This is a genomic window from Pseudomonas sp. m6p, from assembly GCF_055760375.1.
The window spans coordinates 5932872-5956298 of record NZ_CM147084.1; the positions used below are offsets into that span (position 1 = coordinate 5932872).

General features: G+C 60.3%; 21 protein-coding genes. 7 read left to right on the forward strand and 14 right to left on the reverse strand.

All coding sequences use genetic code 11. From position 1 onward, the window contains the following. The first annotated feature begins 1 nt into the window (after position 1). Both ACYZUM_RS27145 and ACYZUM_RS27150 read left to right on the forward strand, forming a co-directional pair. The gene (locus ACYZUM_RS27145; RefSeq protein WP_041073659.1) at positions 2 to 940 is read left to right on the forward strand and encodes an MlaD family protein; all 939 of its coding nucleotides are present in this window, start codon (positions 2 to 4) and stop codon (positions 938 to 940) included. After that, positions 937 to 1560 (forward strand): ABC-type transport auxiliary lipoprotein family protein, encoded by a 624-nt coding sequence (locus ACYZUM_RS27150; RefSeq protein ID WP_108181255.1) that lies wholly within the window; start codon positions 937 to 939, stop codon positions 1558 to 1560. Before ACYZUM_RS27145 ends, ACYZUM_RS27150 begins: the two co-directional genes overlap by 4 nt. Positions 1561 to 1644: 84 nt before the next feature. Here ACYZUM_RS27150 and ACYZUM_RS27155 read toward each other — a convergent pair whose 3' ends face one another. The 5 genes from ACYZUM_RS27155 to ACYZUM_RS27175 form a co-directional block, all read right to left on the reverse strand. After that, the gene (locus tag ACYZUM_RS27155) at positions 1645 to 2874 is read right to left on the reverse strand and encodes a nucleoside recognition domain-containing protein (protein WP_108181256.1); all 1230 of its coding nucleotides are present in this window, start codon (positions 2872 to 2874) and stop codon (positions 1645 to 1647) included. A gap of 186 nt (positions 2875 to 3060) precedes the next feature. After that, positions 3061 to 4392, reverse strand: coding sequence for a glutamate/aspartate:proton symporter GltP (gene gltP / locus ACYZUM_RS27160; RefSeq protein WP_047297447.1), 1332 nt, complete (start codon positions 4390 to 4392; stop codon positions 3061 to 3063). Between the two features lie 700 nt (positions 4393 to 5092). Continuing rightward, positions 5093 to 5557, reverse strand: a complete 465-nt coding sequence (locus ACYZUM_RS27165; protein ID WP_108181257.1) for an inhibitor of vertebrate lysozyme family protein — start codon at positions 5555 to 5557, stop codon at positions 5093 to 5095. A gap of 2 nt (positions 5558 to 5559) precedes the next feature. Next, entirely contained in the window at positions 5560 to 5724 is a 165-nt protein-coding gene (locus tag ACYZUM_RS27170; RefSeq protein ID WP_003177151.1) for a DUF1328 domain-containing protein, read from the reverse strand. A 72-nt stretch (positions 5725 to 5796) separates the two neighbouring features. Beyond that, the gene (locus ACYZUM_RS27175; RefSeq protein ID WP_047297449.1) at positions 5797 to 6081 is read right to left on the reverse strand and encodes a hypothetical protein; all 285 of its coding nucleotides are present in this window, start codon (positions 6079 to 6081) and stop codon (positions 5797 to 5799) included. A gap of 426 nt (positions 6082 to 6507) precedes the next feature. Between ACYZUM_RS27175 and algB the strand changes: the two genes are divergently transcribed. Continuing rightward, positions 6508 to 7854: a sigma-54-dependent response regulator transcription factor AlgB gene (gene algB, locus ACYZUM_RS27180; RefSeq protein ID WP_047297450.1), complete on the forward strand. Its 1347-nt coding sequence runs from the start codon at positions 6508 to 6510 to the stop codon at positions 7852 to 7854. Between the two features lie 10 nt (positions 7855 to 7864). Beyond that, entirely contained in the window at positions 7865 to 9655 is a 1791-nt protein-coding gene (locus ACYZUM_RS27185; RefSeq protein WP_086794093.1) for a KinB sensor domain-containing domain, read from the forward strand. On the opposite strand, the gene ACYZUM_RS27190 is transcribed toward ACYZUM_RS27185, so the two are convergent. The 7 genes from ACYZUM_RS27190 to ACYZUM_RS27220 form a co-directional block, all read right to left on the reverse strand. After that, positions 9652 to 11265 carry an EAL domain-containing protein gene (locus tag ACYZUM_RS27190; RefSeq protein WP_198758040.1) on the reverse strand — a complete coding sequence of 538 codons (1614 nt, stop codon included), beginning with the start codon at positions 11263 to 11265 and terminating at the stop codon, positions 9652 to 9654. The two genes, ACYZUM_RS27185 and ACYZUM_RS27190, sit on opposite strands and share 4 nt — an antisense overlap. Before the next feature lie 76 nt (positions 11266 to 11341). Then, positions 11342 to 12121, reverse strand: a complete 780-nt coding sequence (locus ACYZUM_RS27195; RefSeq protein ID WP_108181260.1) for an N-acetylmuramoyl-L-alanine amidase — start codon at positions 12119 to 12121, stop codon at positions 11342 to 11344. 101 nt (positions 12122 to 12222) lie between these two features. Further along, positions 12223 to 14289 (reverse strand): diguanylate cyclase, encoded by a 2067-nt coding sequence (locus ACYZUM_RS27200; protein WP_142579958.1) that lies wholly within the window; start codon positions 14287 to 14289, stop codon positions 12223 to 12225. Then, positions 14286 to 15164, reverse strand: coding sequence for an endonuclease/exonuclease/phosphatase family protein (locus ACYZUM_RS27205; RefSeq protein WP_047297455.1), 879 nt, complete (start codon positions 15162 to 15164; stop codon positions 14286 to 14288). Before ACYZUM_RS27205 ends, ACYZUM_RS27200 begins: the two co-directional genes overlap by 4 nt. Before the next feature lie 14 nt (positions 15165 to 15178). Then, positions 15179 to 15820, reverse strand: coding sequence for a thiol:disulfide interchange protein DsbA/DsbL (locus ACYZUM_RS27210; RefSeq protein ID WP_007962741.1), 642 nt, complete (start codon positions 15818 to 15820; stop codon positions 15179 to 15181). A gap of 200 nt (positions 15821 to 16020) precedes the next feature. Further along, positions 16021 to 16632, reverse strand: coding sequence for a c-type cytochrome (locus tag ACYZUM_RS27215; protein ID WP_041073681.1), 612 nt, complete (start codon positions 16630 to 16632; stop codon positions 16021 to 16023). A 32-nt stretch (positions 16633 to 16664) separates the two neighbouring features. Beyond that, on the reverse strand, positions 16665 to 16970 hold the full coding sequence (locus ACYZUM_RS27220; RefSeq protein WP_041073683.1) for a c-type cytochrome: 306 nt from the start codon (positions 16968 to 16970) through the stop codon (positions 16665 to 16667). A gap of 191 nt (positions 16971 to 17161) precedes the next feature. On the opposite strand from ACYZUM_RS27220, the gene yihA reads away from it, so the two are divergent. Continuing rightward, complete coding sequence (yihA, locus tag ACYZUM_RS27225) at positions 17162 to 17806, forward strand: ribosome biogenesis GTP-binding protein YihA/YsxC (RefSeq protein WP_108181262.1); 645 nt, start codon at positions 17162 to 17164, stop codon at positions 17804 to 17806. 409 nt (positions 17807 to 18215) lie between these two features. Here the strand turns inward: yihA and polA are convergent, their stop codons facing one another. Further along, a complete protein-coding gene (gene polA, locus ACYZUM_RS27230) occupies positions 18216 to 21020 on the reverse strand; it encodes a DNA polymerase I (RefSeq protein ID WP_108181263.1) in 2805 nt (934 codons plus the stop codon). A 74-nt stretch (positions 21021 to 21094) separates the two neighbouring features. Here polA and ACYZUM_RS27235 point away from each other — a divergent pair, with 74 nt between their 5' ends. Together ACYZUM_RS27235 and ACYZUM_RS27240 are read left to right on the forward strand one after the other, a co-directional pair. After that, complete coding sequence (locus ACYZUM_RS27235; RefSeq protein ID WP_041073689.1) at positions 21095 to 21391, forward strand: DUF2782 domain-containing protein; 297 nt, start codon at positions 21095 to 21097, stop codon at positions 21389 to 21391. Between the two features lie 62 nt (positions 21392 to 21453). Beyond that, a complete protein-coding gene (locus ACYZUM_RS27240) occupies positions 21454 to 22407 on the forward strand; it encodes a homoserine kinase (protein ID WP_108181264.1) in 954 nt (317 codons plus the stop codon). An 83-nt stretch (positions 22408 to 22490) separates the two neighbouring features. Here the strand turns inward: ACYZUM_RS27240 and ACYZUM_RS27245 are convergent, their stop codons facing one another. After that, a complete protein-coding gene (locus ACYZUM_RS27245) occupies positions 22491 to 23411 on the reverse strand; it encodes a zinc ABC transporter substrate-binding protein ZnuA (protein ID WP_108184350.1) in 921 nt (306 codons plus the stop codon). Positions 23412 to 23427 lie beyond the last annotated feature (16 nt).

Consider the following 23427-nt stretch of genomic DNA (forward strand, 5'->3'; position numbering starts at 1 on the left):
CATGGAAACCCGAGCCCATCATGTGTTGATCGGCCTGTTCGCCGTAATTGTCGTCGCGGGCGCCCTGCTCTTCGGTCTGTGGCTGGCCAAGTCCAGCGTCGACAGCGAGTTCAAGGATTATGAAATCGTCTTCAATGAGGCGGTCAGCGGTCTGTCCAAGGGCAGCCCTGTGCAGTACAGCGGGATCAAGGTCGGTGACGTGGTCAGCCTGCGCCTCGACCCGAAAGACCCGCGCCGGGTGCTGGCGCGGATTCGTCTGGGTGGTGACACCCCGGTCAAGGAAGACACCCAGGCCAAACTGGCGCTGGCCGGGATCACCGGCACTTCGATCATCCAGCTCAGCGGCGGCACCCCGGAGAGCCCGAAACTGCGCGGGCACGACGGCGAATTGCCGACCATCGTCGCGGCGCCCTCGCCCATTTCCCGGCTGCTTAACGACAGCAACGACCTGATGACCGGCGTCACCGCCCTGTTGAACAATGCCAACCAGATGTTTTCCCCGGAGAACGTCGAGCGCGTCAGCAACACCCTGGCGCATCTGGAACAGACCACTGGTTCGATCAACGATCAGCGCGGCGACTTGCGTCAGGCCATGCAGCAACTGGCGAGCGTCGGCAAGCAAGCCGGCAGCATGCTCGAGCAAACCTCGGCGCTGATGCGCAACGCCAACGGCCTGCTCAACGATCAGGGCAAGCAGGCGCTGGGCAGTGCCGAGCAGGCGATGAAGTCGCTGGAGCAAAGCAGCGCCACCATCAACGGCCTGCTGAGCAAGAACCAGAACTCGCTCGACAACGGTATGCAGGGCCTCAATGGCCTGGCGCCGGCGATCCGCGAACTGCGCGAAACCCTGACCTCGCTGCGCGGCATTTCCCAACGCCTTGAGGCCAACCCCAGCGGCTACCTGCTGGGCAGTGACAAGAACAAGGAATTCACCCCATGAAGCTGACTCACTTCGCCTTCCTCGCCAGTTTTACCCTGCTCTCGGCGTGTTCGATCCTGCCCAAGGCCGAACCTTCGGATGTCTATCGCCTGCCCGCCGCGCAAGCGCCCGCCTCGGCCAGTTCGGCGGCGACCCAGCACTGGTCGCTGCGCCTGAACAAATTGCAGGCCAGCGAAGCGCTGAACCGGCCGAACATCGCGGTGATTCCACAGGGTGACGTGATCAGCAGCTACAAAGCCTCGCGCTGGAGCGATCCGGCGCCGGTGCTGGTGCGTAATCGGCTGCTCGATGGTTTTGCCCGCGATGGTCGGGTGACATTGCTCAGCACCGATGACAGCAACTTCGCTGCGGATCTGGAACTGGGCGGCAGCTTGCAGGCGTTTCAGACCGAGTATCAGGGCAATCAGGCCAGCGTCGTGGTGCGCGTCGATGCGCTGCTGGTGCGTGGCTACGACCAGAAGATTCTCGCCAGCCGCCGCTTTGAAGAGCGCCAGCCGTTGAACGATGTGCAGGTGCCAGCGGTGGTGGCCGGGTTTGGACAGGCCAGTGATCGGCTGACGGCCAAGGTGGTTGCGTGGGCTGTTCAGCAAGGCCAGCAATTGGCTCCAGTTAAACCCTGAAGTCGCCAGGATCGCAGCCTTCGGCAGCTCCTACAGGGTTATGCGTGCCTTTGTAGGAGCTGCCGAAGGCTGCGATCTTTTGCTTCAACCAAAGAACCAGTAGCACACGCCAATGGCGCCGAGTACGCCGGCCAATTCAGCCAGCAGCGCGCATCCAACGGCGTGCCTTGCGCGCTGAATCCCCACCGCACCGAAATACACCGCCAGCACATAGAACGTGGTTTCGGTGCTGCCCTGAATTGTCGCCGCCACCAGCGCCGGGAAGCTGTCGACGCCGGAGGTCTTCATGGTCTCGATCAGCATCGCCCGTGCGGCGCTGCCGGAAAACGGTTTGACCATCGCCGTCGGCAACGCGTCGACAAAACGCGTGTCCCAACCGGCCCACTGCACCAGATGGCGGATGCCGTCCAGGCCAAAGTCCAACGCTCCGGAAGCGCGCAGTACGCCAATCGCACAGAGCATCGCCACCAGATACGGCAGCAGGTTCCTGGCGACGTCGAAGCCCTCCTTCGCGCCCTCGACGAACGCTTCGTAAACCTTGACCTTGCGTAACGCGCCGATCACCAGGAACAGCATGATCAGGCCGAACAGCGTCAGGTTGCCAAGGATCGACGACAGCCCGGCCAGCGCCGTGGCCGACATCGTCGCCAGCAGCGCCATGAAGCCGCCGAGGATCAGTGCGCCGGGAATCAGATAGGCCAGCACCACCGGGTCCCAGATGCGCAGGCGTTGCATGAACGCCACCGAAAGGAAGCCGACAATAGTCGAGCAACTGGTCGCCAGCAGAATCGGCAGGAATACCAGGGTCGGATCCGGCGCACCTTGCTGGGCGCGGTACATGAAGATGGTTACTGGCAACAGGGTCAGCGATGAGGCGTTGAGCACCAGAAACAGGATCTGCGCGTTGCTGGCGATGGTCGCGCTGGGGTTGAGCTCCTGCAGCGCCTTCATGGCCTTGAGGCCGATCGGGGTGGCGGCGTTGTCCAGGCCCAGGCCGTTGGCGGCGAAGTTCAGGGTGATCAAACCGAGCGCCGGATGCCCGGCCGGGACTTCCGGCATCAGCCGCAGGAACAGCGGGCCCAGCACTTTCGCCAGCCACTCGACGATCCCGGCTTTTTCGGCGATGCGCAGAAAGCCCAGCCACAGGGTCAGCGTGCCGAACAGCAGCACCATGACCTCGACCGAGAGTTTGGCCATGGCAAAAATGCTTTCCACCATCGCCGCGAATATCCCGGCGTTGCCGCCGACCAGCCACTGCACCAGCGCAGATATTGCTGCCACGACGAAGAAGCCAAGCCACAGGCCATTAAGCATCAGTCAAATCCCCCGGAAGATGCGGCGAATGATAGCGGGCTCGCCAGAAACGACAAACCCCGGATTGCGCCGGGGTTTGTCGGTAAGGCTTGCCTCAATCACCTGTAGGAGCTGCCGAAGGCTGCGATCTTTAAAAGCAAGATCAAAAGATCGCAGCCTGCGGCAGCTCCTACAGAGGTTCAGCGATCAGTTCTTGGAAATTTCACCAGCCGGCAGTTTTTCCTTGCTGCGCCAGTGCGGCAGGGAGTTCCAGTAGCGCTGGCCCTTGGCGTCGTCGTACATGCCTTCCCAACGTGCGATAACCAGTACCGCCAGGGCGTTGCCGATCACGTTCAGTGCGGTACGCGCCATGTCCATGATGCGGTCGACACCGGCGATGAACGCCAGGCCTTCCAGCGGGATACCGACACTGCCAAGCGTCGCCAGCAGCACCACAAAGGACACGCCTGGTACGCCGGCGATGCCTTTGGAAGTGACCATCAGGGTCAGCACCAGCAGCAGTTGCTGGCTGATCGACAGGTCGATGCCGTACAGCTGGGCAATGAAGATGGCGGCGATCGACTGATACAGCGTCGAACCGTCGAGGTTGAACGAGTAGCCAGTCGGGACCACGAAGGAGCAGATGGCTTTCGGTGCGCCATAGGCTTCCATCTTCTCGATGACGCGTGGCAGCACGGTTTCCGAAGAGGCGGTGGAGTAAGCCAGGACCAGTTCATCCTTGAAGATGCGCATCAGCTTGATCACCGAGAAGCCGAACAGCTTGGCGATCAAGCCCAGCACCACGAAAGCAAAGAAAGCGATGGCGACGTAAACCAGGATCACCAGTTTGGCCAGCGGCAGCAGCGAGGCGAAACCGAAGTTGGCCACGGTCACCGCGATCAGGGCGAACACGCCGATCGGGGCGTAGTTCATGATCATGTGGGTGACTTTGAACATGCTTTCCGAGACGCCCTGGAACATCTTCACCAGCGGCTCGCGCAGGTCCGACTGCAGGCTCGACAGACCGAGACCGAACAGTACGGAGAAGAAAATGATCGGCAGCATTTCGCCGCGGGCCATGGCCGCGAAGATGTTCGACGGGATCAGGTTGAGGATCGTCTCGATGAACGCGTGTTCATGTTGTACTTCGGCGGCGGTCGCCTGGTACTTGGAGATATCCACGGTGCCCAGGGTGCTCATGTCGATGCCGGCACCCGGGTGGAACAGGTTGGCCAGCAGCAGGCCGACGATGATCGCGATGGTGGTGACGACTTCGAAGTAGATGATGGTCTTCAGGCCGATACGCCCGAGTTTCTTGGCGTCGCCCACGCCGGCGATGCCGACGATCAGGGAGGAGATGACGATCGGAATCACGATCATCTTGATCAGACGGATAAAGATATCGCCTGCCGGTTGCAGGACGTTGCTGATCCACCAGGCTTTTTCGGCACTGAAGTGGTTGAGCAACGCACCAATTGCAATCCCTAAAACCAGACCGATGAGGATCTGCCAGGCGAGGCTGAGTTTTGCCTTCTTCATTATCTTTACCCTTACTTGCGTTTGACTCAGGCACATGCAGCAACTGGAACGCTCTTTAGCGGAAAAGTCTGTGCATCTGCCTCCGTATAAGGTGCCCCGAAGCGCGTATTTACGGCTCTTCGGCAGGCGAAAAAAGGCGCAACTATTCCGATGCAAGGTTGCGCCGTCTAATGCCGTAAACGCCTACCCTATGCCGAATCGGCATGAGATTTTTTAAATGAAACTGGCGTCCCAAGCGGTTCGATTACGACATTTCAGCCGGCATAAGTGCCGTGAACCGGCCATTTCAGCTTGGGTTGGTTGTTTTTTGAACGAGTGAATTCATCGAAAAATTCAGGAAAAAGCCTACATTTGCAGACTAGAAGTCCCACAGTTTAAAGGGGCTCTTTCTCGATATACGGTCGCCAGGAAACACGGCGAAATGTTTTCGCGCGCAGTCTGAACCATAAAAAGGCGAGCAGGACGCTCTGGATCAATGTTTTGTATCGCGCAAAGCTCAGCGCAAGTCCGTCGAGCCGCTGAGGGTCGGCGAACCTGCGTCGCAGCTTTTACCCTGACCCGGCCCTCGCGCAGGCACTCCCTGTACCCGTAGGTCACTCCGACCCTGTAACAGTCAGAACGTCCCGGCCCCCTGGTCATGCGCCGGCCTTCCTCGGGCAGGCGCAATAAAGGGCAGCGGGGCGCTGCCCTCATGTTCGAATCAGTACCAGTTCGGATCTTTCTTCAGCGTTTCCATCAGCAGGCTCTGCATGCCCTGATTCGGTTTGCCGAGGAAGCGGTAAGTGGCATGTCGCGTTGGCGACTTGTCGGCCGGCAGTCCTTCGGGCACATCGACGAGCATGGCGTAGGCATCTTTCTTGTCGAAGCTGAACGCTACGATCAAGCGGTGGTTCAGGCACTTGTCTGCGGATTCGCAGAGCGGGCCGACCAGATACTTGTCGCCATCTTCGGTCACGGCATTCATCTGCTGCTCTGGCGTACCGGACAGGTTCATCACCCATTCCGGGAGGCGCTCTTCATGCTTCACAACGCCTTGCCAGGTTTCCCGGTATTGCGGGTCGGAGCTGAGCAGCTCGTTGACCCGCGCCTGGCCATCATTGGCCGCGATCGCCATGGCACTACCGCCCAGAAGCAGGGCGGCTGCCAGTGTCTTTAACGCAATCATCGTTAACCTCGGCCGCGACGGCCAAAGAAGAAGGAAGCGATGAACATCACCAGGAACACGACAAAGAGAATCTTGGCGATACCCGTGGCGGTGCCCGCGATACCACCGAAGCCCAGGACGGCGGCGATGATGGCAATGATCAAGAATGTAATTGCCCAACTCAACATGGTGATTCTCCTTACTTCTCTATTTAGGGATATTGCGTGTCCTGGCGCCAGGCGCCCGAATTCGTTGGTTCGTCAGAAAACCCAGCGCTCTTCACGTGGCAGTTGATCCAGCGGCTGCGGCTGATCGACATCCATCATGCGCATCGAGGCGCTTTCGGCCTGACTGCTGCTGACGGCGCTGAAGTGCGTCTGCGTGCTGTGTTGAATCGAGATCAGCGGCTCAGGCTTCTGGCTGTTTTCCCAGCTCAGGTATTGCTGGCAGGCGATCAGGGTGATCAACAGTGCAAGCACGCCAAACAGGCCTTGCTGGATATGCAGGGGCGAGATACGCACTTGGGCGGCACGTTGGCGAGTCATCCTGGGTTCCTCACTCTTATTCGGTTGGGGCAGTGGAATCTGCCCGGGCTGAAAGAGGTATTGCAGGCTGCATGCCAGTTTTTTATTTGAAAAATATTCAATAAAATCAATTAGTTACTGACGAGTGAAATTCAGCGACGGACGCATCCTGCACGATGGGTCGTCTACGGTCGTGCGGAATGCACGATTATTTCGTATGAGATTTCATTCTTATGGAATTGAGAGCACGTCCTGGATGTCAGAAATGTACGCAGGGTTACCCCCGCGAATCAGTGATTGTTTAAAAACTCAACAAAATCAATGGATTGGCCGTTAAGGCAGGAGAGAGCTACCCTCCTATGGCTCGCATCGTTCAGAATCAACCATGCAACTTGCCCGATTTTTCCGGGACTAACCCAAGATCAATCACTATGGAGCGTAGGAAAAATGGAATCTGCCACTGAGCATCAAGGCCGCATTCTGCTGGTGGACGATGAGTCCGCCATCCTGCGAACCTTTCGCTACTGCCTCGAAGACGAAGGTTACACAGTGGCCACCGCCAACAGCGCGGCTCAGGCCGAGGCATTGTTGCAACGTCAGGTGTTTGACCTGTGCTTCCTTGATTTGCGTCTGGGTGAAGACAACGGTCTCGACGTTCTGGCGCAGATGCGCATTCAGGCGCCATGGATGCGCGTGGTCATTGTCACCGCGCACTCGGCGGTTGATACCGCGGTGGACGCGATCCAGGCGGGCGCCGCCGATTATCTGGTCAAACCGTGCAGCCCCGACCAGTTGCGCCTGGCCACCGCCAAGCAACTGGAAGTGCGTCAGCTCTCGGCGCGTCTGGAAGCTCTCGAAGGCGAGATCCGCAAACCCAAGGACGGCCTCGACTCCCACAGCCCGGCGATGAAAGTCGTGCTGGAAACTGCGCGGCAGGTCGCCGGTACCGACGCCAACATCCTTATTCTCGGCGAATCCGGCACGGGTAAAGGGGAACTGGCTCGGGCCATCCATGGTTGGAGCAAGCGCGAGAAGAAGTCCTGCGTGACCATCAACTGCCCGTCGTTGACTGCGGAACTGATGGAGAGCGAGCTGTTCGGCCACAGTCGCGGTGCGTTTACCGGCGCCAGTGAGAGCACTTTGGGTCGAGTTAATCAGGCGGACGGCGGCACGCTGTTTCTCGACGAGATCGGCGATTTTCCGCTGACTTTGCAACCCAAGTTGCTGCGTTTTATTCAGGACAAGGAATACGAGCGGGTAGGGGACCCAGTGACCCGTCGTGCCGATGTGCGGATTCTCGCCGCGACCAACCTTAATCTCGAAGACATGGTGCGCGACGGGCGCTTCCGTGAAGACCTGTTGTATCGCCTCAATGTGATCACCCTGCATCTGCCGCCATTGCGCGAACGTGCCGAGGACATCCTGACCCTGGCCGACCGCTTCCTCGCGCGCTTCGTCAAAGAGTACGCGCGCCCGGCACGGGGCTTTAGTGACGAGGCGCGCGAAGCGCTGTTGGGTTATCGCTGGCCGGGCAACATTCGAGAGCTGCGTAACGTGGTGGAACGGGCCAGCATCATCTGCCCGCAGGAACGCGTGGAAATCAGCCACCTCGGGATGGCCGAGCAACCGGCGAACAACGCACCGCGAGTCGGTGCCGCGCTGAGCCTCGATGAACTGGAAAAAGCCCACATCGGCGCGGTGCTGGCAACGGCAGGCACCCTTGATCAGGCGGCGAAAACCTTGGGCATCGACGCGTCGACCCTGTATCGCAAGCGCAAGCAGTACAACCTGTGAGCGCCCGACGATGAAACTGGCGATGAAGTTGCGCACTCGCTTGTTTCTGAGCATCTCTGCGCTGATCACGGTCGCCTTGCTCGGGCTATTGCTCGGGCTGGTCAGCGTGATGCAGATGGCCGGTACTCAGGAAGCAACGATCCGCAGCAACTTCGTGACCCTCGACCTGGGGCTCAAACTGCGCCAGACCCTCGGCGATCAACTGGTGCTGATGCTGGCCGAAAAGCCCGACCCGGCCGCGTTCGAAGCGTCAAAGCAGCACTACCTGCAATTGCTGGATGAAGGCATTTCCCAAGAGGCAGAAAGTGATGGCCGACAATACGGGTTTACCCAGGCCAAGGCTGACTACCTGAGTTTTCTCCAGGCGTTCGAGATGTCGCGTGATCCGGGCAATGTGCTCAGTGGCAACAGCGACCTCAGGGAACGCTTCAACACCTTGCGCAACGGTTTGATTACCGAGCACAAGCACGCACTGGACAACATCAACGCCGTGCAGCATGACGCCCGGGAAAGGGCACTGCTGGTCTCCGGTCTGCTCGGGCTGGTGGGATTGGCGGTGCTGATTATCGGCTTCGTCACCGCGCACGCCATTGCCCGTCGTTTTGGCGCGCCCATCGAGGCGCTGGCCAAGGCGGCGGACAACATCGGCCAAGGCAATTTCGAAGTGACGCTGCCGATTTCCTCGGCGATGGAAATGAATCAGCTGACCAAGCGCTTCGGGCTGATGGCCGAGGCGCTGCGCGAGCATCAGGCGACCAACGTGGACGAATTGCTGGCCGGTCAGCAACGCCTGCAGGCGGTGCTCGACAGCATCGACGACGGCTTGTTGATGATCGACCGTGAAGGGCATCTGGAACACCTCAATCCAGTGGCTCAGCGTCAGTTGGGTTGGGACAGTGACCGTCTCGGCCAAGGCCTGGGCACCGCGCTCGAGCGCCCGGAGCTCGACGCGCAACTGCAACTGGTGCTGCGCGGCGGCACCCTTGAGCGCGCCCCGGAAGATTTGAGCATTGAGGTCGATGGCGAATCGCGCTTGCTGACCTACAGTTTGACCCCGGTCAGTCACATCCAGGGGCATATTCTGGGGGCGGTGATGGTGCTGCACGACGTCACCGAGCAACGCGCCTTCGAGCGCGTGCGCAGCGAGTTCGTGCTGCGCGCCTCCCACGAACTGCGGACGCCGGTCACCGGCATGCACATGGCGTTCGGCCTGTTTCGCGAACGTGCGAAGTTCCCCCCGGAGTCACGCGAGGCGGACCTGCTCGACACGGTCAACGAAGAAATGCAGCGCTTGATGCAGTTGATCAACGATTTGCTCAACTTCTCGCGCTATCAGAACGGCTTGCAGAAACTCACCCTGGCGCCGTGCTCCATCGAAGATTTGCTGGAGCAGGCGCAGTCGCGCTTCGCCGATTGCGCTGCGGGCAAAGGCATTGCCCTGAGCGTCGAAGTGCAAGGGCCGTTGCCGCGTCTGCAGGCCGATCAGGCACAGCTTGAGCGGGTGCTCGACAACCTGATCGACAACGCTCTGCGCCATACCGCCCGCGACGGCCAGATTCGCCTGCAGGCGCGGCGGCATGGCGAACGGGTGATCATCAGCGTCGAAGACAACGGCGAAGGCATTGCCTACGGTCAGCAGGGGCGGATATTCGAGCCGTTCGTGCAGGTCGGGCGCAAGAAGGGTGGCGCCGGGCTGGGTCTGGCGCTGTGCAAGGAAATCGTCCAGCTGCATGGCGGGCGGATGGGCGTCTATTCGCGGCCGGGGCAGGGCACGCAGTTCTACATGGCGCTGGCGGTCTAGGCTTCGTCGTCCAGGCGGCGCCCGGTGAGGCGCCGCCCACGGGTGATCAGTTCGATGAACTGCACCGCACTCAGGGCCTGGGCGAACAGCCAGCCCTGACCGAACTTGACCCCCTCACTGCTGAGAAACACGGCTTGCGCTTCGTGCTCGATGCCTTCGGCAATCACCTTCAACTCCAGAGCCTGCGCCATGTGAATGATGTGCGGCGCAACGCCGCTGCTGGCCGCATCATGGCCGAGCGCGTCGATGAAGGCCTTGTCGATCTTCAGGCAATCCACCGGCAGCGTCTGCAGGTAGGCGAGGCTGCAATAACCGGTACCGAAATCATCGATCAGCACTTGATGGCCGACATCGCGCAAGGCTTGCAGGTTCTCCCGCGCCACCACCACGTCGATCAGTCCGCGCTCGGTGACTTCAAAGGCAATCTGTCGCGCGGCGACCCGGTGCAGCGTCAGCAGCCTGGCCATGACCTGGCCGATGCGCGGCACCATCACGTCGCAGGCGGCGAGGTTGACCGAAATGTACAGCTGCGGATTGGCGCGCAGCACCGGTCCCAGTTGTTCCAGCAGCCGTTGCAGGACAAAGTCTGTCATCTGCCGGATCTGCCCGGTGTTTTCCGCCAATGGAATGAACAGGTCGGGACTGGTCAGCGTGCCGTCCGGGCGACGCCAGCGCAGCAGGGCTTCGGCGCCCACGCAATTGCGGCTATCGAGATCGAAGATCGGCTGATACAGCACTTGCAGCTCGCCACGTCGAATGGCGCCCTGGAGTTCGGCGTCCAGTGACTGGCGCTGGCGCACCAGCAAAAATATAAAGAACCCGACAAACGCCCCCAGCAGCAGGCAGATCGGCACCATCCACCACCAGACGCTGGGAATATGCATGCCGCTGCGCGGGGTGATCAGCACCAACTGGTATTCCGGATTGTTGGTTGGCATGCGGTAGATCAGCCGTGACTGGGTGACTTGCAGGGGCGCGCGGCTTTTGGGTGGCCACGCTTCGGTTGGTGGCCACGTCTGCGCGGTGCCCAGCACCGGAATCGCCCGTTTGCCGTGGTCCAGCACCACCAGAAGGCTGCTGTCCGGCGGCAGGTCGACCATGTCGGTCAAATGCCCGCGTGATGTCGCCACGCGAAAATTGCCGCGCCCGAGCATCAGCGCAGCACGGTTTTCATCCGGTTCGGTGGTGGTGTTGAGCCAGTAGCTGTAGGTCGGTCCTTTGATATCCGGTGCGCGAACCACCGACAGTCCTTCCTGGCGGGGCCGGTTGGAGCATATCCGCGCACCATCCATGTAGGCCGCTTCATAGACGAAGCGATAGTTGAAGGTGACTTGTTGCAGCGTGGCGATCATTTCCTCGTCGCAACTGCGCAGCGGCTGCGCTTCGAGGTCATCGAGACTTTCGCGCAGTTGTCCGAACAGCTGCTCAAGGCGTGCCAGAAAGCGCTCGCCCTGGGTGTTCATTTCCTGGCTTTCGTTCTGTTCGATCTGGCGCATGGCGACGAACATTCCGCCGGCTATCAGCAATCCAGCACTGAAGACAGCCGCGATCATCGCCAAAAACCACGGGCGATAAAACCAGCTACGCAGCGTCGCTCGGGTAGCAACCATCATGGAATATCCGAAGAATTACCAATGAGTTATAGCTGCTGATTACGCTTTCGCCCTGACCGTCGGGCGGGCGTCATTATTTTGTCTGATTGAGGACCTGCAACAACGCTGCTGTTTGCGCGTCCGGTGTACCGTCGAAGCGTGAAGGGCGAAAGTGCATCTGGAACGCTGCCAGGACATGGCGAGTCGCGACGTCCAGCTCGCCGGTCTGCGGGGTGTCATAACCCACGCGCGCCAGTTGTTCCTGAAACCAGCTGATGCTGGGCAATTCGGCGTTGAACTGCACTTGCTGCCGAGCCACCGCTTGTTCATTGGGCCATACGCCCAGGCCTTCGGCGGCCAGGCGTTTCCATGGGAACAGCGGGCCGGGGTCGAGTTTGCGCAGGGGCGCGATGTCGCTGTGGCCGATGATATGGCGCGGGCTGATGCCTTGGCGCTTGCTGATGTCCTTGAGCAGAACGATCAGCGATTGAATCTGCGCTTCACTGTACGGGAACCACAGGCGCCCGGTCGGCGTGTCCTTGAAGCCCGGATTGACGATTTCGATGCCGATCGAGCTGGAGTTTAGCCAGGTACGGCCCTGCCACTGGCTCTCGCCGGCGTGCCAGGCGCGCTGGTTTTCATCCATCAGTTTGTAGATGGTGCCGCCCTTGTCGTCGCCGATCAGATAGTGGCTGCTGACTTCGCCGTGGGTCAGCAGTTGCAGCGAACGGGCGAGGGAAGCGGAGGTGTAGTGCACGATCACGAACTGCACGCGGCTGTCGTGATTGGCCGAAGGATGGCTGGTGTCATAACGCGGGCCGCTGGCACAACCGGCCAGAACGAGCAGCGACGCGAGGAGGGCGAAAAATTTCATGGCAGAAGGCAGTACACGCAAGACAATAATGCAACAGTGTAACGTACTGCCTTGCGTATCGACGCCTGACGGGCCGATTTAAACAAAATGGAACAACTTGCTCAGCCCAGTTCGACTCGGTTGCGTCCGCCGTTTTTCGCTCGGTACAACGCCTGATCGGCTCTTTTAAGCACCAGATCGCTGTGTTCTCCCGGCTTGAACGACGCCAGTCCCATGGAAATGGTGATCGTCACTCGTTCACCTTTGAAGTGAAACGGGCACGCTTCGATGGCCGCTCGCAGGGTTTCCAACAATTTGGCGCCGACGGCCGGCGTGGTGGCTGGCAGCAGCAAAACGAATTCCTCTCCGCCGAAGCGAGCAATGAAATCCGCCCCACGCAGACGTTTGCGCAGCACCGTGGCGATGATTTTCAATACCTTGTCGCCCGCCAGATGGCCGTAGTTGTCGTTGATGCGCTTGAAATGATCGAGGTCGAGCATCGCCAGGCTCAAGGTGTTGCCGTGTTGTTGCCATTGCCTGATCTCGTGTTCCAGCCGTTCGCTCCAGGCAGCGCGGTTGGGCAGGCCGGTCAACGGGTCGATCAGGGCTTTCTGTCGCTGTTCTTCCAGATGTTCGCGAAAGCCCAGGGCTTCCTGCTCCATGTGCGCCACACGTTCGGCCAGGCCTTTGAGACGTGCCGCCACTTCCTGCTCGCGGGCATCGCGTTGTTGCTGATGCTGATCCATGGTACCGAGCAGGCCTTCGAGATGGTTCTCCAGCACTCGCTTGAGATCATCCAGATCGGCCGCTTCCTGCACGCTGGTCTGCAAGCCGTCGACTTGCTCGCGAATCTGCGTGTCCATCGCCCGGGCTGCCGAGCTGTTGTCGGCATGGCCCTCGCTCGCGGCCTGCAAATTGCTCTGGAATGCTTCGAGGCGTTCGTTGAGCCGCTGCAGATAGGCTTCGAATTCGTGTTGGCCGCTGTCGGTGATTGCCAGCATCAAGGTGGCAAGGTCGTCGAGAATGGGCAGGAGTTCGTACCAGTTCAGACCATTTTTCAAGCGATCACGCATGGCCTCGGCTTGCGGGCGATGGCGCTCCGGCAAGGTCAGATCGTCGAGCAGCCCGATCAGCGTGTCTTCGATGTGTTTGGCCACCGAGCTGTAGGACGGCTCCGGCGAATCGGGCAGGGCGTAAAGAATGTCTTGCTCGGGCTGCTCCGGATCGATGGCAGCCAAGGCTTGGGCAATCGGGGCGGGCAGGGGCAGGCTGTCGAGGAGCAAGGGGGCCGGGGCGTCGCCCGGGTGGATCAATTCGTCAGGGTTGATCGCCGCTATGAAGGCTGGTGGCGCAAGCGGCGGGGCCAGAGGTTCGAGGGGCGGTTTGAGTTCAGGCAGTGGTTCGGGCGCCGTCTCGATGGCAATGACCGGCGGCACAAGCGAAACCACAGGCGATTCGGCCTGCGGTTGCGCTGCAGGTGCTTGTTGAGGGCTTGCCTCTGCCGGTTGCAATAGAGTCGCGGCGCTGACCGGTGCCGGAGTCGGTTCGCCTGTTGGCGTCTGTGCGGGCTCGACTTCAGGTTCAGTGTTGGCTGATGGCGGCGCTGGTATTGGCGCAGGCGCTTGAGCTTGCTCCGGGCCCTGCGTCCCTGGCGTTTCTTCGGTTTCGCGATTGCCAAACAGGCGTTGCAGAAGGCCCGGGCGTTCTGGCGCGGGTGGGGTTTCCAGCTGGCTCAACGCTTTGCCCTGCAAACCGCTGAGTTCACTCAGCAGCAGCGGCATTTCCCGCGCCTGGCCGACCCGACTGTCCAGTTGCTTGGCGAATTTCTTCAGCGGCTGGGCGACTTCCCGCGGCAGCGGCAACGCTTGCAGTTGGGTAACCAGCGCGGTCAACGCGGTGCTGACCTGATCAATGCGGGTCTCGCGGCGCTGTTCGGAGTCGAGTACGGCTTTCTCCAGGCGCGGCAGCAGGGCGGCGAGACCGGCATCCATGTCGTCGGTGCGCACCACGTCGCGCATCTCTTTCATGCACTGATCAACGACCTTGTCGGTGCCTTCAGCGGCCAGCGTACTGCGTACCAGACCGCGGCGCAGCAAGTCGAGACGGGCGGCCCAGCGCCGTTCGAGCTTGTCCTGCTGTTCGATACTTTTGAGGTACTTCTCTTTCCAGCGCTGGGCGTCGTCGCTCATTCAGGGGTTCCGCGAGGGGCAGGACTCAACGCGGGCAATGCATCGGCCGTGAGCGAACCCGGCAGACGAATCTCTACCGCGACCGGCAGGTGATCGGAAATGGGTTGGGCCAGCACTTCGACCTTTTCCAGAGTCAGGGTCGGGCTGAGCAAAATATGATCCAGGCAACGCTGCGGCCGCCAGCTGGGAAACGTGGCTTGCATCTGCGGGGCCAGCAGGCCGAGATCGCGTAACGGTGACTGTTGTAGCAGATCGCTGGCATGGGTGTTCATGTCGCCCATCAATACCTGGTGCTTGTAGCCACCGATCAGGTCCCGAATGTAGGCCAGTTGCAGGCTGCGCACCCGGGCGCCGAGGGCCAGGTGCATCATCACCACCACCAGCGCTTCCGGGCCTTCGCCAAAGCGCAGCAGGATTGCGCCGCGACCTTTCGGGCCCGGCAGCGGATGGTCTTCGATCGCCCACGGTTTCAGTCGGCTGAGCACGCCATTGCTGTGCTGGGCCAGCCGGCCGAGGTTGCGATTGAGTTGTTGATACCAGTAAGGGAAGGCGCCGAGGTGGGCCAGGTGTTCGACCTGATTGACGTAGCCTGAGCGCAGGCTGCCGCCATCGGCTTCCTGCAGGGCGACCAGGTCGAAGTCGCCAAGCAGGTCGCCGATCTTCTGCAGATTGCCTGAGCGCCCGGTGTGCGGCAGCAGGTGCTGCCAGCTGCGGGTCAGGTAATGCCGATAGCGTTCGGTGCTGATGCCGACCTGGATGTTGAAGCTGAGCAAGCGCAGACGATGGTCTGCGGGCAGGCCCGTGGACTCCAGGTGATGCTCGTTGACCTGCGGATCATGCAGGCCAACGATGCGTTCGGTGCCCCAGCGGCGCATGGCAATGACCGCGCTTAGTTGGCAGCTGCCTTGTTGGCCGCTCGCTCTTTGGCGACCAGTTGATCAGCCAGCTTCAAGGCTTCTTCCGCACCACCGGCAGAGCCGATGTCGAAGCGGTATTTGCCGTTGACGATCATGGTTGGCACGCCAGTGATTTCATATTTCTTGGCCAGCTCACGCGCCTTGACGATCTGCCCTTTGATCGCGAACGAGTCAAAGGTGGCGAGGAACTTGTCCTTGTCCACGCCTTGTGTGGCGAGGAAGTCAGCCATGTCGTTCTTGTCGGTCAGCTTCTTGTGTTCTTTCTGGATCGCATTGAATACCGCAGCGTGAACCTTGTGCTCGACGCCCATTGCTTCCAGGGTCAGGAACATTTGACCGTGAGCATCCCACGGGCCGCCGAACATGGCAGGAATGCGTACGAAGTTGACGTCGGACGGCAGTTTTTCAACCCAGGGATTGATCACTGGCTCGAACGCGTAGCAATGCGGGCAGCCGTACCAGAACAGCTCCACGACTTCGATCTTGCCAGGCTCTGCCACCGGCACCGGGTTGGCCAGTTCGACATAAGGGGCAGCGGGTGCTTCGGCGGCCTGGGCGGTCACGCCGAACAGGCTGGCAGCGACGAGAGCGGCGCTGATGATCAGATTACGCATGCTTTACTCCTGGACAATTTTGGTCGCCTCGCGCGACCTGTTTTCAGACAGATCCTGGCGGGCATGAGTTCTGTAGTGTAACGGCAGCGGCCACAAAAAAGGGCGGCCAAAGCCACCCTTTTTATACTTGCTGCGATGGATTAATCGAGCGTTAACGTTGCAGGAGATGTCCATCACCGGTAACGCTCGATGCAGGGCGGTTAGTGCAGGCCCTGAATGTAGCTGGCGACCGCAGCAATGTCTTCGTCGCTGAGTTTGCGTGCGATGGTGCGCATCGGCATGGAATCGCCGTCGTTGGCGCGACCGCCTTCTTCCTTGCGGAAGTCGGTCAGCTGTTTGGCGATGTATTGAGCGTGTTGGCCTCCCAGGTGCGGGAAGCCGGCGGCGGCGTTGCCGGCACCGTTCGGCGAGTGGCAGCCGGTGCAGGCTGGCAGGCCTTTGTCCAGGTTGCCGCCACGGAACAGGGCTTCACCACGGGCGACGATTTTTGGATCGGCGGCGCCGACGCTGCCCTTCTGACTGGCAAAGTAGGCGGCAATATCGGCCAGGTCCTGATCGCTCAGGTTGGTCAGCAGGCCGGTCATTTCCAGAACCTGGCGTTTGCCCGACTTGATGTCATGCAACTGCTTGTCGAGGTAACGTTCACCTTGACCGGCCAGTTTCGGGAAGTTGGGTGCCATGCTGTTCCCGTCCGGGCCATGGCAGGCTCCGCACACGGCAGCTTTTGCCTGGCCGGCTGCTGCATCACCTGCAGCATGGGCGATGCCGGAGATTCCCACGGTCAACAGCAGACTCACGATCAATTTGTTCATCAGCTAATCCAACTACGGCTAAGGGTTAAGAGTTATGGACCGGGTTTACTCTCGCTCATCCAAAGGATGATGGCCTGGTAATCCTCGGCACTGCAGTCCATGCACAAACCACGCGGCGGCATCGCCTTGAAACCCTGGGTCACGTGTTGCACCAGCGTCTCCATACCTTTCGCCAACCTCGGCGTCCAAGCTGCCTGATCGCCTCTTTCGGGCGCCATGGGTAGTTGGCCGGAATGACAGGCACCACAAACACGGTTGTACACGGCTTCCGGTTCCTGTGTAGCCTGTGCGCCGCAAAGCGGTATCAGGACTCCGGCAGCCAGCAGCCATTTCGTCATAAAACGACCTTTTCAGGGTTGAGAGCGTTCTGCGTTCTGATGCGCAATCAAGGTCTTTGGCTCTCGTGAACTTCATCCTTCGCTGGGACAAAGCACACACAAAATCTGCGGCATTATATACTGGCGTCACTGAAACGGAAGCGACACCGCGTTCCGCGCCCAATCCCGGCGCCGCCCACATCGGAAATCCCATGCAACTCAAGAATCCCATCCTCGGCCTGTGCCAACAGTCCACGTTCATGCTCAGTGCCGCCAAAGTCGATCAATGCCCTGACGACGAAGGCTTCGAAGTGGCGTTCGCCGGTCGTTCCAACGCCGGTAAATCCAGCGCGCTGAACACCCTGACTCACGCCAGCCTGGCGCGCACCTCGAAAACTCCGGGTCGCACACAGCTGTTGAACTTCTTCAAGCTAGACGATGAACGGCGTCTGGTCGACCTGCCGGGCTACGGTTATGCAAAAGTACCGATCCCGCTCAAGCAACACTGGCAGCGTCACCTCGAGGCGTACCTCGGTGGCCGCGAGAGTTTGAAGGGTTTGATTCTGATGATGGACATCCGTCATCCAATGACCGACTTCGACCTGTTGATGCTCGACTGGGCCGTCGCCGCCGGCATGCCGATGCACATTCTGCTGACCAAGGCCGACAAACTGACCTACGGTGCCGCCAAGAACACGCTGCTCAAGGTGCAGTCGGAAATCCGCAAGGGCTGGGGGGATCGGGTGACGATCCAGCTGTTTTCCGCGCCAAAACGCATGGGCCTGGAAGAGGCCTACACTGTGTTGGCAGGCTGGATGGAACTGGCGGACAAAGGTGCAGAAGCCGCAGCAGAGTAAGGGATTGCAAAACTGTCTGTGGTGCTGCAAGGCAAGGCAAAAGTGCTGGTAAAAAGCGGAGTTTAGGGAACCTAAATGAGCATTTTTAACTGCGCTTTTAACGCAGCATGGCTGCGCCACAGGCAGTTTTGAGGCAAAAAAAGCCCCGGACTTCATATGGGGAGGGAGAAGTTCCGGGGTTTAAGTTCCGAACCGCTAGGGCGGGGTTCAGATATCTGCCAACACTTAACACAACATAGGAGCATCGAAGGGCTTCACCAGCCATTCAGTATCTCTGAGTAGTGAGTTGTCAGATTAGTTCAGATTTTTTTCAAAAAGCTTTGGAATAAGCCCAAGCGCGATTCGAAATAAGGCCATTCCGGGCATTTGCCGCGACAGTGTGTCGCGGCAAATGCCCGGTCCAGACGCCTTAGTGCGCCTCATCCCAGTTGTTGCCGACGCCGACTTCCACCAGCAACGGTACGTCCAGTTTCGCCGCTTCGCTCATATGCAGGCGGATTTCCTGACTCACCTGCTCAACCAGATCCTCGCGAACCTCCAGCACCAGTTCGTCGTGCACCTGCAGGATGACCTTGGCGTCCAGCCCGGACGCTGTCAGCCAGTTATCCACCGCCACCATGGCTTTCTTGATGATGTCGGCCGCGGTGCCTTGCATCGGCGCATTGATCGCCGTGCGTTCGGCGGCGGCGCGTTCCTGCGGCTTGTTCGAGTTGATTTCCGGCAGGTACAGGCGTCGACCGAAGAAGGTCTCGACGTAACCCTGATCCGCCGCCTGCTTACGGGTGCGCTCCATGTATTCGCGCACACCGGGGTAGCGGGCGAAGTAGGTGTCGATGTAGGCCTTGGCGGTCTTGGTGTCGACGCCGATGTCCTTGCCGAGCTTCTGCGCGCCCATGCCATAGATCAGGCCGAAGTTGATCGCCTTGGCGCCACGGCGCTGGTCGGAGGTCACTTCGTTGAGCTCGACCTTGAATACTTCGGCAGCGGTGGCGGTGTGCACGTCCAGATTGTTGCGGAAGGCGTTCATCAAGCCTTCGTCCTTGGACAAGTGGGCCATGATCCGCAGTTCGATTTGCGAATAGTCCGCCGCCAGCAACTTGTAGCCTTTCGGCGCGACGAACGCCTGACGAATGCGGCGGCCTTCAGCGGTGCGCACCGGAATGTTCTGCAGGTTCGGATCGCTGGAAGACAAACGCCCGGTGGACGCTACAGCCTGATGGTACGAAGTGTGGATACGTCCGGTGCGCGGGTTGATCTGCTCCGGCAGGCGGTCGGTGTAAGTGCTTTTCAGCTTGCTCATGGAGCGATGCTCCATCAGCACTTTCGGCAGTCGATGATCGTCTTCGGCGAGTTTCGCCAGCACTTCCTCGGCGGTCGATGGTTGGCCCTTGGCGGTTTTCTTCAAAACCGGTAGGCCGAGCTTCTCGTAGAGGATTACGCCCAACTGCTTCGGCGAGCCGAGGTTGAATTCTTCGCCGGCGATCTCGAACGCTTCGCGCTCCAGTGCGACCATTTTGTTACCCAGCTCGATGCTCTGGATGCCGAGCAGTTCAGCGTCGACGAACGCGCCCTGACGCTCGATGCGCGCCAACACCGGTACCAGCGGGATTTCGATGTCGGTCAGGACGCTGGCCAGGCTCGGGATCGCGCTGAGTTTTTCAAACAGAGTCTGATGCAGACGCAGGGTGATGTCGGCGTCTTCGGCGGCATACGGGCCGGCCTGCTCCAGAGCGATCTGGTCGAAGGTCAGCTGTTTGGCGCCTTTGCCGGCGATGTCCTGAAAACTCACAGTGGTGTGATCCAGGTACTTCTGCGCAAGGCTGTCCATGTCGTGGCGGGTGGCGGTGGAGTTGAGCACGTAGGACTCAAGCATGGTGTCGAAGGCAATCCCGCGCACATTGATGCCTTGGCTCTGATCGCCGCCAATGGCGCAGTTGGCCAGAATGTTCATGTCGAACTTGGCGTGCTGGCCGACCTTGAGTTTGTTCGGGTCTTCCAGGATCGGCTTCAGCGCGCGCAGCACAGTGTCGCGATCCAGTTGCTCGGGTACGCCGATGTAGGAATGGGTCAGCGGGATGTACGCCGCTTCGTTGGCCTGCACCGCGAACGACAGGCCGACCAGTTGCGCCTGCTGCGCGTCGATGCCTGTGGTTTCGGTGTCGAAGGCGAACAGCTTGGCGTTGTTCAGTTTTTCCAGCCAGACATCGAAACGCGCCTGATCGAGGATGGTTTCGTAAGCGGCTTCAGCAGGGGCGGCGGGCACTTCGGCTGGCGGCGCGCTAAACAGATCGCCAGCCGGCGCAGGCTCGGCGGCCGCGCTCAGCTCCTGGCGCTTGGCGTCGCGATCAAGGTCATTCAGCCAGCTCTTGAATTCCAGCAGGGTGTACAACTCGTAGAGCTTGGCCGGGTCTTCCGGGCCCATTTGCAGGTCATCGAGGCCAATGTCCAGCGGCACGTCGACCTTGATCGTTGCCAGTTGATAGGAGAGGAAGGCCATCTCCTTGTGCTCTTCAAGCTTGGCCGGCAGAGTCTTGGCCCCGCGAATCGGCAGGGTCGGGACGATGTCGAGGTTTGCATAAAGCTCGGTGAGGCCGCCGTTAACGCCGACCAGCAGGCCGGACGCGGTCTTCGGGCCGATGCCGGGAACGCCCGGGATGTTGTCGGAAGAATCGCCCATCAGCGCCAGATAATCGATGATCTGCTCCGGAGCGACGCCGAATTTCTCCTTTACGCCCTCAACGTCCATCGAGCTACCGGACATGGTGTTGACCAAGGTAATGTGGCCGTCGACCAATTGCGCCATGTCCTTGTCGCCGGTAGAGATGATCACCGGGCGAGCGGCTGCCGCGCTGCTGCGGGCGAGGGTGCCGATCACGTCGTCTGCCTCGACGCCCTCCACGCACAACAGCGGGAAGCCAAGAGCAATCACGCTCTGGTGCAGCGGCTCGATCTGCACGCGCATGTCGTCGGGCATGCTGGGGCGGTTGGCTTTGTACTCGGCGTACATCTCATCGCGAAACGTCCCGCCCTTGGCATCGAAAACCACGGCGAACGGGCTGTCGGGATACTGCTTGCGCAGACTCTTGAGCATGTTCAGCACACCTTTGACCGCACCGGTCGGCAGGCCTTTGGAGGTGGTCAGCGGTGGCAGTGCATGGAAAGCGCGGTACAGGTAAGACGAACCGTCCACCAGGACGAGGGGGGCTTGGCTCATGAGCAGAATCAACCTTTTCGGCGGGCCCGGCGCTAGAATAGCGGGACCGTTGACGACAAAGGGACAAGGTTATCATGCGTACGTTAAATCGCTTGCTGCTGGTCGGTTTGATTGCTGTCTCACCATTGGCCGCGATGGCGGCGGATGATGCGCCGTCGAAGGAGCCGGAAGTTACCATTAACACGCACACCGAGGGCGACAAGGTCATTCAGGAATACAGCCGCAGTGGCTTCGTGTATGCGATCAAAGTCACGCCGAAGGGCGGCAAACCGTATTTTCTGGTGCGCGCCGATGGTTCGGACGTGAACTACATCCGTTCCGACCAGCCGGATATGCTGATTCCGTCGTGGGAAATCTTTACCTGGAAGTAAGATTCCTGACTTTTTAATCGGCGCCGCTTGATCGCGGCGCCCGAACTGAGCAGTTTTTAACCATGTCTGTGTTCACCCCCCTGGCTCGGCCAGAGCTGGAAACCTTTCTTGCCCCTTACGGGCTTGGCCGTCTGCTTGATTTCCAGGGGATCGCCGCCGGCAGCGAAAACACCAACTTCTTTATCAGTCTGGAGCAGGGCGAATTCGTCCTGACCCTGGTCGAACGTGGCCCGGTGCAGGAAATGCCGTTTTTCATCGACCTGCTCGACGTGTTGCACGAGGCTGATCTGCCGGTGCCTTACGCGCTGCGCACCACTGACGGCGTGGCGTTGCGTGAGCTCAAGGGCAAGCCGGCGCTGCTGCAACCACGGCTGTCCGGCAAACACATCAAGGTCGCCAACGCCCAGCATTGCGCGCAGGTCGGCGAGTTGCAGGCGCATCTGCACCTGGCGACCCAGGGCGAGCGCATGATCAAGCGCAAGACCGATCGTGGCCTGGACTGGATGCTGGAGGAGGGTAACGAGTTCCTCTCGCACTTGAGCGACGAGCCGCGTGCGCTGCTGCACAAGGCACTGGATGAAATCACCGTGCAGAAAGACAAAATTCTCGCGCTGCCACGGGCCAACATTCACGCCGACCTGTTCCGCGATAACGCGATGTTCGAAGGCACGCACCTGACCGGGTTGATCGATTTTTACAACGCCTGCTCGGGGCCGATGCTCTACGACGTGGCGATCGCCTTGAATGACTGGTGTTCGGACGAGGATGGCCTGATTGATGGTCCGCGTGCCCGCGCATTCCTTGGCGCCTATGCGGCGCTGCGTCCGTTCACTGCTGCTGAAGCTGAACTCTGGCCGACCATGCTGCGCGTGGCCTGTGTGCGGTTCTGGCTGTCACGGTTGATCGCCGCCGAGCAGTTTGCCGGGCAGGACGTGCTGATTCACGATCCGCGGGAGTTCGAGCAGCGACTGGCGCAGCGGCAGCAGGTTCATACGCCGTTGCCTTTCGCCCTTTAAAATCAAAAGATCGCAGCCTTCGGCAGCTCCTACACAGTAAACCCTGTAGGAGCTGCCGAAGGCTGCGATCTTTTGCTTTGGGGTTACAACGATTCCAGGCAGTCGGCCAAATCGTTGCCCAACTTCTCCAGCACCTGCTCATACCCCTGAGCGGTCGCTGGCGTATAGCCGCCCAGCGCATCCAGCTCCGCCAGCTTCACCGGCAGGCCCGCCACCAGGGTTTCCGCCAGGCGTGGACGCAGTGGCGGTTCGCTGAACACACAGGTCTTGCCCACTTCCTGCAGGCGTTTGCGCATCGCGGCGACATGTTGCGCGCCCGGTTGTACTTCGGCGGCCACGCTGAACACGCCAGTGTGTTTCAGGCCGTAAGCATCTTCGAAATAGTCGAAGGCTTCGTGGAATACGAAATACGGCTTGCGTTCAACGCTGGCCAGACGCTGCTTCAGCCGCGCGTCCAACGCATCGAGACGCTCAGCGAAGGCCTTGGCGTTGCGCTGATAGCGTTCGGCGTTGGCCGGATCGGCAGCGCTGAGGTCGGCAGCCATTTTCCCGGCAATGACTCGGGCGTTGACCGGCGATAGCCACAAATGCGCGTCCAGCGTACCCGGACGATGATCGTGATCATGCTCGTCGGCGTCTTCGGCGTGGGAGTGGCTGTCTTCGGCGAAGCGGCGCAGTTTCATACCCGGCAGATCCTGCACGGCCACGCTTGGCAGCGTTCGACCGTTGAGCACACGCGGCAGGAAACCTTCCATATCCGGGCCGATCCAGTACAGCAGGTCCACCGATTGCACCTTGCGCACGTCGGACGGGCGTAGTGCGTAGTTATGCGGCGAGGCACCCGGTGGCAGCAGCACTTCCGGGATGGCCACACCGTCCTGGACCGCTGCAGCGATCAACTGCAACGGTTTGATGCTGGTGAGAACCTTGACCTCGGCCTGAGCCGAACCGATCAGCAGAAAACTGGCGACAAAAGCCACAAAAACAGAAAAAAGTCGGGACACGATGACCACTCAAGGA